Below are 14,460 nucleotides of genomic sequence, written 5' to 3'. Positions count from 1 at the left end.
ACGCCTCAAAGGTGCGTTCCTACTCCGGTTTGCTTGTTCATGTCTTCGGACGGCTTACTGCTGCCGTGCTCATCCTCGCGCTCAACCCCTGATTCGCATCGATGGTAAGTCATGGTTCCATACTAACTGGCTTGTTATTGGCTTACTTCCAAACGGGCAATCCGCACTTGAGGAAACGGCTCACTCACCTCTATCGCGCACCAGTATTCACCATCAACGGTTGCCAAGTCACGTAGGCGTTGTTCAGGTGGAAAAGCGTGCCTGACAACCTGTTCTCCTGTTTCGGGATTTAGAAGATCATAGTGACCTTCATCTTGTTCGGGATTGATGTATACCACCACGAGATAGTCCTCCCCAAGTTGGTGGAGCGAATAAATCTCTGGGTAGGCTGTCACCTCGTACTGCTGCGGGGTAAAAAGGATATGCTCCTCCCACGGGGGTGGAAGCACATCGTCTTGGCGTTTCCAGATCGGCGTCCCATCACTTGAAACGCGCCATATACGATATGGGGCACGTAGTGCAGCAAATAGATCTCCGTTGGTTGCTTGGACTACTTCTCCATTATTCACCTGATTCCAAATGACTTCGTCATCAAAGCGAGGGTCATCAATCGATTGCATTTCAGCAATGGATCGAACTAACTCTCCCTGATTATCGAAAAAATGAATAAGGGTACGTTCCCCAATCACGTGACCAACGGTGTAGAACAAATCTTCCTGTTGATAGACGCCAAGTTGATCCAGGAGGAAGGTGCTTTGAAAACCGAGCTGCACATCTCGCTGGTGCTCAAAAGTGTCGGTCGTATAAACCGACATACGCCGCAACTGGCTGTCAAGTACGTAAAGAGAGTCCTCCTCAGCGGAAAGTGCAAAAGATGTAATGCTTCTGAACTCCCCAGGCCCTTGCCCCTCACTTCCAAATGAGGCATGGTAATCACCATCTTTGTTGAAAACATGAATGGATCCTGTATCTTTATCTCCAACAAAGAGGTAACCTTCTGAGGTAAGAGCCACAGCGCGTATGTCACCAAACATTTCTGTGTCCTTCCCTTCAAGAACACCAACACGGTACACCTCCTCAAATATCAGTTGGGGGTCACCGCTGGATTCATGGGGAAGTGGTGGTGCGAACACTCCGAATACCGACAGAAACGCGATAGCAACTTCTGTGAAAACACCTAATAGACCACGCATTTTTGTACGCTCCTACAGTTGTTAACACCGTTTATACACAAAGGTAGATTTGATTTTATAAAAGACAAGACCAAATTTTGAAAAAAAAGTAACGCTTGCCAGCACGTGAATCAACTAAAACGCCCGCTCAGGCACACAGCCGGAGCGGGCGTTTGCATATTGAGAAAGGGGGGAGCTCAAGCAGGCGAGGTGGCGTTGACGGCTTCTACGCGCTGCACCTGCGGCACGGAGCGCTTGAGCGCCTGTTCGATGCCCGCGCGCAGCGTCATGGTACTCATGGGACAGGTGCCGCACGCGCCCAGAAGCTCCAGCTCGACGACGTTGTCATCGGTCACGTTGAGCAGGCGCACCGAGCCGCCGTCGGCCATGAGGTACGGGCGGATGGTGTCGAGCGCTTCCTCAATTTGATCGCGCATTTCCGGATCGATGGAGGCCTCAGCGTTTGGGGCAGCAGAATCAGACATAATACCAACAGGTTGTACGATAAGCAGTCGGGCGGAGCCACATGGAGTGACCTCGCACAAGGCATACGGAGACGCTCTGGAAAAGATCACGCCTTGTGCAATTTGATGCGACGTAGTATTCGATGCAGCGTAGCGTGCGGGTCGTGGTTTGAGCGATACCGAGAGGGCCGCTATCGATAGAGAATCTCTACCTTGTCCGTGGGGTCTTGCGTTGCATTGCGAATCTCAACCTGCTCCACCGAGCGCTCGGCAATCTGCCGAAAGGCCTGTGCCGAGAGCGAATCCGGGTTGCGGAGCACGACCGGCTCGCCTTCATCTCCGCCCTCGCGTACCGACTGCTCGATAGGAATCTCACCCAGGAACGGCACCTCCAGCTCGTCTGCCAGATCCTGCGCGCCGTGCTGACCGAACAGGTAGTACTTACGGTCGGGCAGGTCGGGCGGTGTGAAGTATGCCATGTTCTCAACGATGCCGAGCACCGGCACATCCACGTTGTCGAACATCGCCACCCCCTTGCGGGCATCGTCGAGCGCTACGTTTTGCGGGGTGGATACGATGATCGCGCCCGTCAACGGAATGGTCTGCACGATGGTAAGCTGGATGTCGCCGGTGCCGGGAGGCAGGTCGAGCACCATGTAGTCGATCTCCCCCCAGTGTACATCGCCGAGGAACTGGCGGATGGCTTTCGTAACCATGGGCCCGCGCCAGATGACGGCTTTGTTTGGGTCGACCATGAAGCCCATCGACAGCAGCTTAATGCCGTGCTTTTCGAGCGGCACGATCTTGCGTTGGTCGTTCACGCGCGGCTTCTTGCCCTGCATTCCCATCATTGTTGGAATGGAGGGGCCGTAGATGTCCGTATCCACCAGCGCAACGTTGTAGTCTTGCTTGGCCAATGAAATCGCGAGGTTCACAGCCACGGTGCTCTTGCCCACGCCCCCCTTGCCCGAGGCCACGGCAATTGTGTTCTGCACGCCTTTGTTTTCAGGCTCTTTATCGCCGCTCTGATCGCCCACGGCAATGTCGTCGCCCAATGAGATCATTTCTGCATCCACCTCAACGTCAACATCCAGCGAGGAGTCGACCTCGTCGTGGATGGCCCGGGTGCAGGCTTCGGCGACCTGCTTTTCGAAGGGCGTGCCCGGCTCGGGACAGACGACCGTGAACGACACGCGGTCGTTACTCACTTGCAGGTTGCGCACCAGGTCGAGACGCACGATGTTCTGGTCACGGTCGGGCTCAACGACGTGCTTGAGGGCGTTGAGGACGGCTTGTCGGGACACGGCCATGTCAGCAGTAGCTTGTTGAGCGGGCGGAAAACAGGCGGAGGTGAATGTGTATTGTGCACCTTGCCTGTAAGCGCATTGTTCCTCTGTACAGGGTTTGGCAGAGAGGATTCAAGGGGGTGTCATGAAGCACCAGACAAACTGGAAATCGGTTCTGGTGGCTTCTGCTACGTGGCCACTGCCGGGGCGCCCTCTCGCGTCAGTTGCACGGCCCACCAGGGCGCGTGGGTGCGCTCTGCGGATACGACAAACCCATGTTCGCGTGCTGCATCGCGCATTGCAGGAGCATCTTCGATCAGGCAGCCCGAGCAGATGCAGGTACCTCCTGGACGCACCCGAGCCGCAAACTCGGGCATCAGGTCGATGAGAACGCTCCGGTGGATGTTGGCAAGCACGACATCTACCGGACGCTCGGGCACCGCCTGCATCGTGCCATGGCGCACCGTAACGCGGTCGGCCACGCCGTTCTGTTCAATGTTCTCCTCCGCATTCTCGATGGCCCCTGCGTCGATGTCGCAGGCGTCGACACGCTCGGCCCCGGCCCGGCACGCAGCAATGGCCAGGATGCCCGTACCGGTCCCCACGTCGAGCACATAGGCATCGGTCAGCAGCACCTCGGCCATCAGCTCCAGCACCAGGCGCGTGGTAGCGTGGTAGCCGGTGCCAAAGCTCATCTTTGGGTCGATGACGAGCGGCGGGTATGCGTTGGGGGGAGGTGCGGCATCGGACCACGACGGACGCACGAAGAACGGTCCGATGTGCTGCGGCTCGACGGAGGCCTCCCACTCGGCGTTCCAGTTGCGCGCTGCAATGGTGTTGGTGTATAGCGTCGCCTCAGGGGCCTGCGCGTCGAGCCAGTCCTGCACAGCCTGCATATCGGACTCGCTCCAATCCGGAGCAGCCACGTACGCCCGAAACACCGTATCGGTCTGAAACCCGTGTGCGCCGCGTGCTTCAAGCAATGCTGTGAGGGCCTCATGCTGCGCCGCTGCGCCCTCAACGCAAACCTCAACGGTTGGTACGTTAGAATCCATGCTGGAATCCATGCTGGAATCAGTCATGAGCGGGTACGCGTCCGCGGTAGAGCGAGGCGATCCCGAACGTGAGGGGCTCCCACCGCAGGTCGGTGTAGCCGGTTTCGTGCATCCGGTCGAGGAAGTCGGGGCCGTCGGGGAAGGCCGCAACCGAGTCGGGCAGGTACTGATACGCCCCGGCGTCGGGACTCAGCGTGCCGCCGATGCGTGGCAGCACGTTGCGCGAGTACCAGTCATAGAGCGGTGCCATGAGCGCTCCGCGCGGATGGCTGAACTCCAGCACCACCAGCACCCCACCCGGACGAATGGTGCGGTGCATGTCGCGGAGTCCGGCGTTGAGGTCTTCAAAGTTGCGAACGCCGAAGGCCACAAGAGCGGCATCGAAGCTATCGTCGGAAAACGGAAGCGCCGCCGCATCGGCCTGAACCAGTTGGATGCGCGGGTTGAGTCCACGCCGGTCGAGCTTCTTCTGGCCGAAGCGTAGCATTTCAGCGGAGATGTCGACGCCCACCACCTCGCGCGGGTGCAGCTCGTCTTCGGCCATGATAGCGAGGTCGGCGGTGCCAGTTGCCATGTCCATGAGCCGTGTGATGCGCTCTGGACGCAGCAGGTCGATGGCGCGGTGCCGCCAGTACTGGTCGATGCCGAGACTCAGAATACGATTGAGCAGGTCGTAGCGGGGCGCAATCGCATCGAACATGGCCTCGATGTGTTCGCGTTTACCCGCAACTTCTCCGATAGGGGGGGGCGTGGGCATGGGCAGGTAGGTCGTAACAAGAAATCTGGATGCGAATGATACCAATCTGCCGCTGCAGAGGTGCCCCGCATGCCGCGTTTAGCTCAAAATCTGCGTGAGCTTTAGCAGGTCGTAGTCGATGCTCTTCTTGCGCCCCCACACGTTACGCAGCGGCGTCAGCTTCACCTCGTGGTTTACAATGCCGACCATAACTTCAGAGTGTCCGTCGAGCAGGGCTTCGGCGGCGCCCACGCCCAGGCGGCTGGCCAGCACACGGTCGCTGGCTGTGGGCGAGCCGCCCCGCTGGATGTGCCCGAGGATCGTGGAGCGCAGGTCGATGTCGTCGAAGTCCTCATCGTCGAGCAGGGCCTGCTCAATGCCGCGGGCGCCGCCGAGCTCGTCGCCCTCGGCCACAATTACAATGGTGGAGCGCCGCTGGGCTGACATGAGCGAGAGAATACGCTCTTTTACCACCTCCATTTCGGTGATGGTTTCGGGGATAAGCACCATCTCTGCGCCGCCACCGATGCCGCAGTTCAGGGCAATGAATCCGGCATCGCGCCCCATCACCTCGATGAGGAAGAGGCGGTTGTGCGCGTCGGCCGTGTCGCGTACCCGGTCGATGTTCTCGATAGCGGTGTTGAGCGCAGTGTCGTACCCGATCGTCGTGTCGGTGCCGTACAGATCGTTATCGATCGTACCCGGGCAGCCTACAACGGGCACGTCGTGCTCGTCGTGGAGTGCATGTGCACCGCGCATCGTACCGTCGCCTCCGATAGCAACGAGTGCATCGATGCGGTATTCTTTTAGCATTTCGGCAGCGCGAGCACGTCCCTCAGGCTCCCTAAATGCCGGAGAGCGCGCGCTCTTGAGTACAGTTCCTCCACTCTGCACGATGTTCGAGACCGACCGGCGGTCCATCTCCACGTAGTCGCCTTCAATCATCCCCTCATATCCGCGCCGAATGCCCATCACTTCGAGGTCGCTGGCCAGGGCCGTACGCACAACCGCACGCAGGCAGGCATTCATGCCGGGTGCATCGCCCCCGCTGGTGTAGACGCCGATCCGTTGGATATCTTTCATGGCAGAGCACGTTGTGTTCGTAACAGAGAGCTTAGAGAGTTATGACAGGGCCTACAGCCGCAGCTCCCGATTTGCACGGGATGTACGGATTTTGCCGTACGGGTTCTCCTTTTCGGTTCTACCGGACCTGCGGACGTGCTACTACGATACCGATCTGATGGCCGATCTGTTGGACGTACCGTTGAAGATCGGGCGAAACAAGCACTTCGCCGCTAAGCGAGGCATGTAGTACGCCGAGCTGCCCGTTTTCGCCACGAAACGCCAGTCCGGTGTGTGCAATATCGAGCCCACCGATGTCGGTTGCAAAGCCCAGGATGTCACCAGCTTCGATCTGACTGGCCACGGCATCGATCTGATCCTCGGGCACCACATGCCAGTGGTGGCTCCGGGCCTGCAGGCTGGCTTCCATCTCCTGGATGCATGCGTAGAGGCTGTCGTCGTTGGCAAAGCGGGCATATGCCTCGCGGTTCTCGCTCATAAAAGTAAGCGACCGGTCGACCCGCTCCCCGCCCAGATCGGCTGTGATGTCGCGCACAATGCCACGGTCGTGGTTATCAGCAATCCACTCACTAAAGTAGTGCAGGCGTTCGCAGTAGCCCGGCGTGGCGCCGTCGCGGTAGCGCTGCTCCTGCAGGCGGTCGGCATATCCGGCGAAGCTGTAGTCCTGCGCGTAAACACCCCGCCCCAGCGCAAGCGCGACCTCAACAAACGTGACGCAGTCGAATCCATCAAGACGCGTTACCAGCCGCTCGTCCGGGGTTGTGTCGAGCGTGTGTTCGAGGTAGGGGGATCCGATGAGCTGCTGCCCAATCGATTGCATGGCGCGGCCCAGCGAGGCCTCGTGCAGCGCTTCGCTACGCGCGTGGGCGGTGAGGCGATCAAACCGTATTTCGGTAAGCGAGTCGGGCGCGGGTGGGGCGGTCTGTGCTTCTTCGCTCGCTGTAGATGCAGAAGCTGCCGGTGTGCCGTGCTCATTGGAAGACTCGGGCGAGGATGAATTGGTGTTGCATGCGAACAGGGTGAAAAGCCCTATCGTGAACACGGCAAAACGAAGCATAGCAAGGCGGCGGGCAAGGTCGAGGTTAAAGGATCCGAGGGGGCGGCCCCGGTGCGCATCCCAAAAGATGCCGCAAGAGCGTTCCTGACGTGCAGCGTGGCATGGGGCGGCATACAGTATGATGCGTGGAGGCTACCACTCGGGCGGCGTTTCCTTCATATCCGGAAGGGTGTCAAAGGGTTCGTCGGGCAGGGGCCACCACACGGGGTTGAGCGAAACCGCCTCGCGGAGCGCGCTGAGGTACTGGGGCCGGGGCACTTCGCAGGCTCCAAAGCGCTCCAGATGCGAGGTGGTGTACTGCGTATCGAGAAGCGTGTACCCTCCAGCCCGCATCTGGCGCACCAGGTGGGCAAGGGCGACCTTTGAGGCGTTGGAACGGCGAAAGAACATGGACTCGCCAAAGAACGCGCCCCCCATCGCCACGCCGTAGAGTCCGCCTACGAGCTCATCGTCGGCCCAGCATTCAACGCTGTGGGCAAAGCCGCGATCGTGCAGCTCGATGTATACGTTTTTGATGGGCGCGGTAATCCAGGTCTCCTCGCGATCGGCGCATGCCGCCAGGACCTCTTCGAAGGCGATGTCGGCGCTCACCTCGAAGGTGCCCCGCCGTACATGCCGCGCCAGGTTATGAGGCATGTGGAACGTGTCGAGCGGAATCACCCCGCGCGGGTCTGGCGCATACCACTGGATAGTCTGTGCATAGGGGGAGCCCATGGGGAAGAGCCCCTGCGTGTAGGCCCAGAGCACTTGATCGGCAGAGAGGGTATCGGACATGCACCAGTAGGGAAATCAAAACAGATTTACGCAACTCAAACTGTGAACGAGTCCGCGCGTTCGTATGTTATCGTCACGCCTTGAACAAAAACCTAACCACGCCTGCCCATGTCTGAGACTTCGTACCGTGCCGAACTTGACGCCCGTTCCTTCGACCTGACCGTTACCGACGAGGGATTAACCGTTGACGATGCCACCCACGACATCTCTGTAGAGCGTGTCGGCGACGGCTATCTGTCGTTGTTGGTCGACGGCGAGAGCGTGTCGGCCGCGGTGGAGTCGGTTGACGGCAACCGCTATCGCGTTACCATTAACGGACGCATGACGATGGTACGGGTGAAGGACGAACGAGCCATGCTGCTGGAGTCGTTTGGGTTAGAGGATGCGGCCGATGCGGGCGAAGCTGAACTGCGCGCGCCCATGCCGGGGCTGGTGCTTGACGTACTCGTCGAGGAGGGCGACGCCATCGAGGCCGATCAGGGGCTGGTAGTGCTTGAAGCGATGAAGATGGAGAACGAGCTGTCGGCCCCGGCCCCCGGCACAGTCGAAACCATTCACGTTGCCGCGGGCGATGCCGTCGATAAAGACGCACTCCTCATTGAGCTTGACCTGGATGCGTAGCTATTTCTTTTTTTGGTGCTCAGCGGTGCGCTCCTGCCTGCTGGTGGGCGGGCGTTGCGGGCGCATGCCTGCTTGACTGCTCTACGCATCGCGGCACTTTGCTGACGCCTTTGCGCACGCTTTTGTCCGTGCACGCGCATTCGTCTTTGCACGCGTTTCTCTGTTACTTTTGCCTGTAGGCTATCCCTCATGTGTATTCTTGTTACCGGAGCCACCGGCCTTATCGGATCGGCGCTGGTGCGCCAGCTTGTCGCGCAAGATGCCTCGGTGCGTATCTTGCGGCGTGCCTCTTCTCCGCTGGACGCGCTGGGCGAAACAGCGCAGCAGGTGGAGCACGTCGTGGGCGACCTGACCGACCCGCTGTCGGTGCGCGAGGCCGTCCGTGGCATCACGCATGTCTATCATGTGGCTGCGCGCGTCGACCTGGGCGCCGACCTCCGCACGCTGCGCCCGGTCAACGTGCACGGCACCGCTCACGTGGTGGATGCAGCCTGCGAGGAGGGCGTCGCGCGGCTGGTGCACACGTCGAGCATTGCCGCGCTGGGCCGCCCCGACGACTCGGACGTTCTCATCTCAGAGGAGACGCCGTGGGCAGGCACGCCCGGACGCTCGGCATACGCGCAGACGAAGCGCGAGGCGGAACTGGAGGTGCACCGGGGGATTGCGGAGGGGCTCGATGCGACGATTGTGAACCCGGCGCTTGTCTTCGGCACGGGACGCCCGGATGCAAGCACGCATCGCCTGGTTGAGGCGGTGCGCCGCGAGCGTCTGCCGGGGGTGCCTCCCGGAGGCACCTGTGTGGTTGATGCTGAAGACGTAGCCACAGGGATGCGCCGGGCTATGCTACACGGCGAAACCGGGCGGCGGTACATTCTGGGAAGTCAGAACATGTCGTGGGCTCGCATCATCCACACGCTCGCTGCAGCGCACGGCGTGTCGGCCCCGAGGCGCATTATTCCGGCGTTGTGGCTCCGTGCAGCCGGACGCGCAGCTGAGGCGTGGGCGTGGGTTACGCGCTCTACTCCAGGCTTTTCGCGCAGCATGGCTCGCACGGCTGCCAAGACGATGCGCTACGACACTACCCGGGCCCGCACCGAACTCGATTGCACCTTTCGTCCGTTTCGCGACACCGCGGCTCGCATCGCTGCCGAGGAAAAACGTGAGGTCGCGTAGGAAAGCTATTGCTGCGGCAGTGGGGCGCTCATCTCGTAGGCTTCCACGCCACCGCTTTCTGTGCCCACCATCAGCATCAGGCGGTCGTCGTTAAACCAGCGCACGAATGAGGGCGTGGCTTGGGCGGGAGCGGCGATGGGGAGCGGCTCAGGTTCCTCGGCAAAGCGGGGCGCCTCCTGCGTGCCTATGTTACGGTGCACAACGAGCCCCTCTTGCTCTGACCCGACAACCAGATCGAGCAGGCCGTTGCCCGTCAGATCTTCGAAGGCCGGAGCGCTGCGCCGATCTCGCTTCACCGCATCGAACAGATCGCTCTCCTCGCTTAGCTGAAACGAGACGTTCCCACTGGCACTGGTGTTTTCGAAGAGATACAGACGTCCGTTGGAGGCCCCGGCTACGAGGTCGAGCTGTCCGTTGCCGGTTGCGTCAAACAGTGCCGGGTTCGCGTTGCCGCTGCGGGGCAGTTCGAACGTGAAAGCAGGCTCTGGGTCGAAGGCAACGGAGCCGCCATGCGCCTCCGACACGTTTTCGTGCACAGCCAGGCTCCCGTTCCACATGCCCACGACCAGGTCAAGCTGTCCGTTGCCGGTCAGGTCGGCCAGCGCTGGGGCGTGGTGGTAGTTAGGCGGCAGGTCAAGTATGTGCCGCTTCTGTAATTGAGGGTCAGACGCCGTACCCGTGTTCTCAAAGAAGAACACGTGCGAGGTCTGCCGATCATCAGGAGCGATGCGATTGGCCAGCAGCATATCTGGGGCGCCGTTCCCGGTCAGGTCGCCAAATGCAGCGCTGGTTTCGCTTCCCACGTCAATGCCATTCAGAAAGCGTTCGGTGCGCTTCGTGTGGGTGCCATCGTCATGCGCTTCGTAGTAGTAGAAGTTATCGGACAGCGTGGAGTTTGGATCGTAGGCGCCTCCAAGCACGCCGATGAACAGGTCGAGCTGCCCGTTGCCGGTCCAGTCGGTGAGTGCGGGGGCATTGTATCCGCTGGAAGCGACCGGCTCAGGCCGGGGGAAGGGAACGGGGTCGCCCGTGAGGTCGGGCCGTCCACACGAACCGCGATTTTCGAAGTAGAGCAGACTCGATTCGAAGAAGTCGCCCCAGAGCAGGTCGATGACGCCGTCGTTGTTGACGTCGGCAAACGTGAGGGAGTTGGCTCCGTGCGCAGCCGATGGCGTGGGCCCAAACTCCTCGACGATCTCGATGTCTTCAAAGTTATCCGTGACGTGGCGGAAGACCGGCACTCCGGCCTCGTCGAACGCGTCGGCGCTGTAGCGGGTGATGGTTCCATCCATGCGTCCGAGTAGCAGGTCGGGCATGCCGTTGCAGCTGAGGCTGGCGATGTTGGGGATGTTCTGCCGATCCGAGAAGATCGGCTCCCCCTGTGCGTCGCGGAGCGTATCAGCAGCCAGCTCAAACGCTGGCTCTTGCGCGGTACCCACGTTGCGGTAGTAGCGGATGAAGTTGTATGGCGACTCGGTGAGCAGGTCGTACGTGCCATCCTGACGCACATCCACGAAGCGGAACCACTCCCCTACCTCCAGCTCCTGGAAGCGATCGGTCTCCCACACAAGCTGGTCGCCCTCGCTGCCGCCCTCATTTTGGAAGAACATGAGCTGGTTGTTATGCTCTTGCACAAAAAGATCGGGCGCCCCAGAGCCGTTGATGTCTACAAACTGCGGACGCGGATTGGTGAATCCGCCCAGAAACGGATGGGCGTACGGCTCCCCTTCCGCATCCAGCACGGTGAACGGCGCGATGGCTCGCTCGAACATGGGGGCTGGTTCTTCAGAGTCGGTATCGACTGCTGCACCACTGCCTCCACAGGCAGACAGAGCAAATGCAACGGCGATGAGCAATGTACACAGAGACCAGAGACGAATCATACAGCGCATTGAATGACGATGGAGGGTGTTGAACGAGAGCAGGAAGGCACCACAAGATCGCTCCTTAGTAGTTCACCTGCGTCCCGATGCCGGTCGGGTAGACGCCCACTTCAATGACCCGGACAACCTCGAAGGTTTCCGTGTCGATTACGCTGATCGTTCCGCGACGGTCATCGGTTTCATGGCCGTGCCCATCATGCCCGTCGTGTTCGGCATGATCGTGCTCTTCGTGTTCGCTATCATGCTCGTGATCATGGCCGTGATCATCACCGTGATCATGATGCTCGTGACCATGGTCCCCGTGCTCATCATCTCCATGCTCATCCTCCATCGCATGCGCGTCCATGCCCATATCGCGTGCCATCTCTTCCATCATCTGCCGCTGATGGTTATTCGAGACGTAGAGGTAGCGCCCGTCGGGCGAGAGCACGGCTCCGTGCGGCTGTACAAACGAGTCGTCGGCGATCGTTTCGATGACGGTGCGCTCGTTCGCATCCACGACGCTAATGGTATTGTCTTGTTTATTAGGGACGTAAATGCGGCTTCCGTCGGGGCTATAAACGGGATGCCAGGGCTGTGCACCTACCGTAACCTCATCGACCAGTGTGAGGCGTCCGTCGCCAGCGCGGTCGAAGAAGAGCAGCTGCGCGGTAAGCTGTCCGGTACCCACGATCTGTGTGCCGTTGGGAGCCGGTGCCAGCTGCACGATGACGTGCGTCATGCCGCTGAGCGGAGTAAGCTGGCCGCGCTGCGTCTCTACATTGAGTCCGATAAGCTGATTGGTAGCCAGGCTTGCGGAGTAGACGAACGCTCCATCGGAAGGGATGGTGAGCGCGTGCGGACGGTCGAGAAACACATCAACCTCTTCAAGCGCAGCGAGATCATCGCGCGGGGCCATGCCGATGCGCTGCGGCGGGCTGACGGCCATCATGGAGCGGGCGATGAAGAGCTGATCATGCTCGGGATGAAGCGCCATCAGTCCCGGCGCTTCCATCGTGCCCTGGCTGACGAGCTCGTTGTCGGCGTTGAACTTGAGCACGGTGTTCTCGCTAATCAGCGACACGTACCATGCCGATCCATCGGGCTCGGCAATCACGTGATGGGGACTGGCGTTGGATGAGAAGCCCAACTCGGTGAGATCGACGGTGGTCTCAACCTCGTGGGTGTCCATGTTAATGATGGATACGGTCGCCTCGCCCTGGTTGGCGACGTAGAGACGCGGCGCATCGGGGGAATCAACGGTATGGTTCTGCCCTGCGATGGCAAGCGCAGGAAGGGTGGCTATCAGCAGCAAGGCTGCCGTAGCGAGAAAGAGGCGGCGGAAACGCATAGCCGGTATGAGATTGAGTGAGACGGGTCGAAGTAGGGGCAGGGGTGCTGTTCACAACTGTTATTCACAACGGGAAGGGGGCGGCTTCTCGTATAGAATAGCCGCCCCCTTTCCATATCGTGTACGCGATGTCACAGCGTTGCACCAGGCCGTTGCACCAGGTACATCACGGTGCTGGCCGTGGCGCTGTACTGTAGCACACCGCGCAGTGGCTACAACGGATCTTGCTGCGGGCGCAGCATGAAGATCCCTTCGCCAATGCTGTTCACGAGAATCGTTCCGCTCTCGAAGTACGGATAGTTGCTCCACGACCCCGAGAAGCCAGGTCCTTCCTGGAACGGTGCCGTGTCGAACTGCCCGATCACGGTCGGATTCTCACGGTCGGTGATGTCAACCAGATGGAGTCCGGCACGGTAGTTCGAGAGGTACATCAGGTTATCCTGAATGTAGATGTTGTGCGTGCTCGCGGTGGTCTCGAAGAAGAACTCGTTGACCATCTGCGGGTCTTCAAGATCTTCGAGATCCCAGATGAGCGTGCGCGTGTTATCGACCAGCCCTTGCAGCTCATCGAGCTCATCGTTCATGTAGAAGTAGCGGTGGTCTTCGTCGAGCCAGCCCTGGTGGGTGTAGCCCACGTTCGGATAGCTGCTAACCGAGATGGCTTCGGGGTTGTCCTTATCCGTCACATCCGCGATGCTCAGCGCTGTTTCGTTGGATCCGAAGCAGAGCTCACGGCCCTGGTAGCGCTCGTCGGGACCGTCGTAGATCACGCACTGCACGTCATGCGAGTAGCCTGTGCCGCTGCGTCCGGTACGCTCATCGGCGAAGCAGCCGCGGAAGTCCGGGTTGAGCGGATCGCTGATATCAACCATGTGCAGGCCGCCTCCGCAGGTCTCACCGCCTCCACTACTGCCTACGATGTAAGCAAAGTCGGTCTCGGTGTTAACCTCAACGTTGTGCGCGCTGTTGATGCGATCGTAGAGCACAGTCGGCTCAAACGTGACCGGCTCTTCGGTGTCGTAGTGCTCGCGCAGCTGGGTCAGATCGAAGATCTGCATGCCGTGCTCGCCTGCGTTGTCGGAGACGGTAAACGAGAAGTTATTGTGGACCTTCGTATCACGCCAGGCGCTGGAGCGAGCGCCTTCGGTCATTGGCAGATCGCCAATGAAGACCGGGTTTACCGGGTCGGTCACGTCCACAAATGCGAGCCCGTTGGTACGTCCTACGAGGCCGATCTCACGGCCGGTTTCCGGGTCGGTCCAGCCCCACACATCGTTGGTGCTGATGCCGCGCTCGCCTCCAATTTCATGGATCGGCAAGAACGAGAGCATGTCGATGCGGTCGCAGTCGAACGCGCCTGCGGTGCCATCTTCACAGACTGCTTCTTCGCCCGTGTGAGCCTGCAGTCCGGCATCGAGGGCTCCTTCAACATGCTGGTGAGCCATCCAGGTGCCTTCGTCTTGCTTCAGGATAGCGGCTTTGCCTGCGCTGTTGGCTCCACCCGGCAGCCCGGCAGCAACTACGCTGCTGTTGGCAGCGAGTGTTGCGCCCAGCTGAAAGCCGGACTCAGTTTCCGGCACAAAGACGCGCTGGGCCGAGGTCCACTGCATGTCTTCGTAGGTGTAGCGGTAGACGCCTCCGCGGCGGCTGTCGGCATTGGGTGCGCCGATCCAGGCGTTGGTGCCGTCAAATGCAACGGCGCTACCGAATCGCGAACGGTCAACGCCGTCGAAGGGAGCGAGCCCACGTGCGGGAGCCCAGGCGTCAATGTCTGCCTCGTAATTGAAAGCAAACACAGCACCGGTGCCCGCATCCTGACGGGGAGC

The 14,460-nt window shown here is 60.2% G+C and carries 13 protein-coding genes; 2 read left to right on the top strand and 11 right to left on the bottom strand.

The genetic code is table 11. From position 1 onward, the window contains the following. Positions 1–134: 134 nt before the first annotated feature. From PPP56_RS03415 to aat, 8 genes are all read right to left on the bottom strand, one after another. Positions 135–1,193, bottom strand: coding sequence for a 6-bladed beta-propeller (locus PPP56_RS03415; RefSeq protein WP_353562634.1), 1,059 nt, complete (start codon positions 1,191–1,193; stop codon positions 135–137). A gap of 176 nt (positions 1,194–1,369) precedes the next feature. Continuing rightward, positions 1,370–1,657 (bottom strand): NifU family protein, encoded by a 288-nt coding sequence (locus tag PPP56_RS03410; RefSeq protein WP_353562633.1) that lies wholly within the window; start codon positions 1,655–1,657, stop codon positions 1,370–1,372. A 170-nt stretch (positions 1,658–1,827) separates the two neighbouring features. Continuing rightward, positions 1,828–2,946 (bottom strand): Mrp/NBP35 family ATP-binding protein, encoded by a 1,119-nt coding sequence (locus PPP56_RS03405; protein ID WP_353562632.1) that lies wholly within the window; start codon positions 2,944–2,946, stop codon positions 1,828–1,830. A 164-nt stretch (positions 2,947–3,110) separates the two neighbouring features. Then, positions 3,111–4,004, bottom strand: coding sequence for a 50S ribosomal protein L11 methyltransferase (gene prmA, locus PPP56_RS03400; protein ID WP_353562631.1), 894 nt, complete (start codon positions 4,002–4,004; stop codon positions 3,111–3,113). Next, positions 3,997–4,734 (bottom strand): bifunctional demethylmenaquinone methyltransferase/2-methoxy-6-polyprenyl-1,4-benzoquinol methylase UbiE, encoded by a 738-nt coding sequence (ubiE, locus tag PPP56_RS03395; RefSeq protein WP_353562630.1) that lies wholly within the window; start codon positions 4,732–4,734, stop codon positions 3,997–3,999. The genes prmA and ubiE overlap by 8 nt, the downstream gene beginning before the upstream one ends. 78 nt (positions 4,735–4,812) lie before the next feature. After that, entirely contained in the window at positions 4,813–5,796 is a 984-nt protein-coding gene (gene pfkA / locus PPP56_RS03390) for a 6-phosphofructokinase (protein WP_353562629.1), read from the bottom strand. A 118-nt stretch (positions 5,797–5,914) separates the two neighbouring features. Next, a complete protein-coding gene (locus PPP56_RS03385) occupies positions 5,915–6,853 on the bottom strand; it encodes an N-acetylmuramoyl-L-alanine amidase-like domain-containing protein (RefSeq protein ID WP_353562628.1) in 939 nt (312 codons plus the stop codon). Between the two features lie 132 nt (positions 6,854–6,985). Continuing rightward, the gene (gene aat, locus PPP56_RS03380; RefSeq protein WP_353562627.1) at positions 6,986–7,627 is read right to left on the bottom strand and encodes a leucyl/phenylalanyl-tRNA--protein transferase; all 642 of its coding nucleotides are present in this window, start codon (positions 7,625–7,627) and stop codon (positions 6,986–6,988) included. A gap of 108 nt (positions 7,628–7,735) precedes the next feature. Here aat and PPP56_RS03375 point away from each other — a divergent pair, with 108 nt between their 5' ends. Together PPP56_RS03375 and PPP56_RS03370 are read left to right on the top strand one after the other, a co-directional pair. Continuing rightward, positions 7,736–8,248 (top strand): acyl-CoA carboxylase biotin carboxyl carrier protein subunit, encoded by a 513-nt coding sequence (locus tag PPP56_RS03375; protein ID WP_353562626.1) that lies wholly within the window; start codon positions 7,736–7,738, stop codon positions 8,246–8,248. Between the two features lie 189 nt (positions 8,249–8,437). After that, positions 8,438–9,421, top strand: coding sequence for an SDR family NAD(P)-dependent oxidoreductase (locus PPP56_RS03370; RefSeq protein ID WP_353562625.1), 984 nt, complete (start codon positions 8,438–8,440; stop codon positions 9,419–9,421). 5 nt (positions 9,422–9,426) lie between these two features. Here PPP56_RS03370 and PPP56_RS03365 read toward each other — a convergent pair whose 3' ends face one another. The 3 genes from PPP56_RS03365 to PPP56_RS03355 all read right to left on the bottom strand — a co-directional run. Continuing rightward, on the bottom strand, positions 9,427–11,304 hold the full coding sequence (locus PPP56_RS03365; protein WP_353562624.1) for an FG-GAP repeat domain-containing protein: 1,878 nt from the start codon (positions 11,302–11,304) through the stop codon (positions 9,427–9,429). Between the two features lie 64 nt (positions 11,305–11,368). Beyond that, on the bottom strand, positions 11,369–12,634 hold the full coding sequence (locus tag PPP56_RS03360; RefSeq protein ID WP_353562623.1) for a beta-propeller fold lactonase family protein: 1,266 nt from the start codon (positions 12,632–12,634) through the stop codon (positions 11,369–11,371). Positions 12,635–12,846: 212 nt separating this feature from the next. Continuing rightward, a partial coding sequence (locus tag PPP56_RS03355; protein WP_353562622.1) for a choice-of-anchor B family protein occupies positions 12,847–14,460 on the bottom strand: 1,614 nt, incomplete at its 5' end.

This window comes from Longimonas sp. (genome assembly GCF_040409695.1).
Classification (GTDB): domain Bacteria; phylum Bacteroidota; class Rhodothermia; order Rhodothermales; family Salinibacteraceae; genus Longimonas.
This window is presented reverse-complemented; position numbering and strand designations above follow the sequence as displayed.

Bases quoted from the DNA above. Each gene is read 5' to 3' on its own strand.
- PPP56_RS03375 (WP_353562626.1), top strand. From the start codon at position 7,736: ATGTCTGAGACTTCGTACCGTGCCGAACTTGACGCCCGTTCCTTCGAC.
- aat (WP_353562627.1), bottom strand. From the start codon at position 7,627: ATGTCCGATACCCTCTCTGCCGATCAAGTGCTCTGGGCCTACACGCAG.
- ubiE (WP_353562630.1), bottom strand. From the start codon at position 4,734: ATGCCCACGCCCCCCCCTATCGGAGAAGTTGCGGGTAAACGCGAACAC.
- prmA (WP_353562631.1), bottom strand. From the start codon at position 4,004: ATGACTGATTCCAGCATGGATTCCAGCATGGATTCTAACGTACCAACC.
- PPP56_RS03370 (WP_353562625.1), top strand. From the start codon at position 8,438: ATGTGTATTCTTGTTACCGGAGCCACCGGCCTTATCGGATCGGCGCTG.
- PPP56_RS03415 (WP_353562634.1), bottom strand. From the start codon at position 1,193: ATGCGTGGTCTATTAGGTGTTTTCACAGAAGTTGCTATCGCGTTTCTG.
- PPP56_RS03385 (WP_353562628.1), bottom strand. From the start codon at position 6,853: ATGCTTCGTTTTGCCGTGTTCACGATAGGGCTTTTCACCCTGTTCGCA.
- PPP56_RS03410 (WP_353562633.1), bottom strand. From the start codon at position 1,657: ATGTCTGATTCTGCTGCCCCAAACGCTGAGGCCTCCATCGATCCGGAA.
- PPP56_RS03405 (WP_353562632.1), bottom strand. From the start codon at position 2,946: ATGGCCGTGTCCCGACAAGCCGTCCTCAACGCCCTCAAGCACGTCGTT.
- PPP56_RS03360 (WP_353562623.1), bottom strand. From the start codon at position 12,634: ATGCGTTTCCGCCGCCTCTTTCTCGCTACGGCAGCCTTGCTGCTGATA.
- PPP56_RS03365 (WP_353562624.1), bottom strand. From the start codon at position 11,304: ATGATTCGTCTCTGGTCTCTGTGTACATTGCTCATCGCCGTTGCATTT.
- pfkA (WP_353562629.1), bottom strand. From the start codon at position 5,796: ATGAAAGATATCCAACGGATCGGCGTCTACACCAGCGGGGGCGATGCA.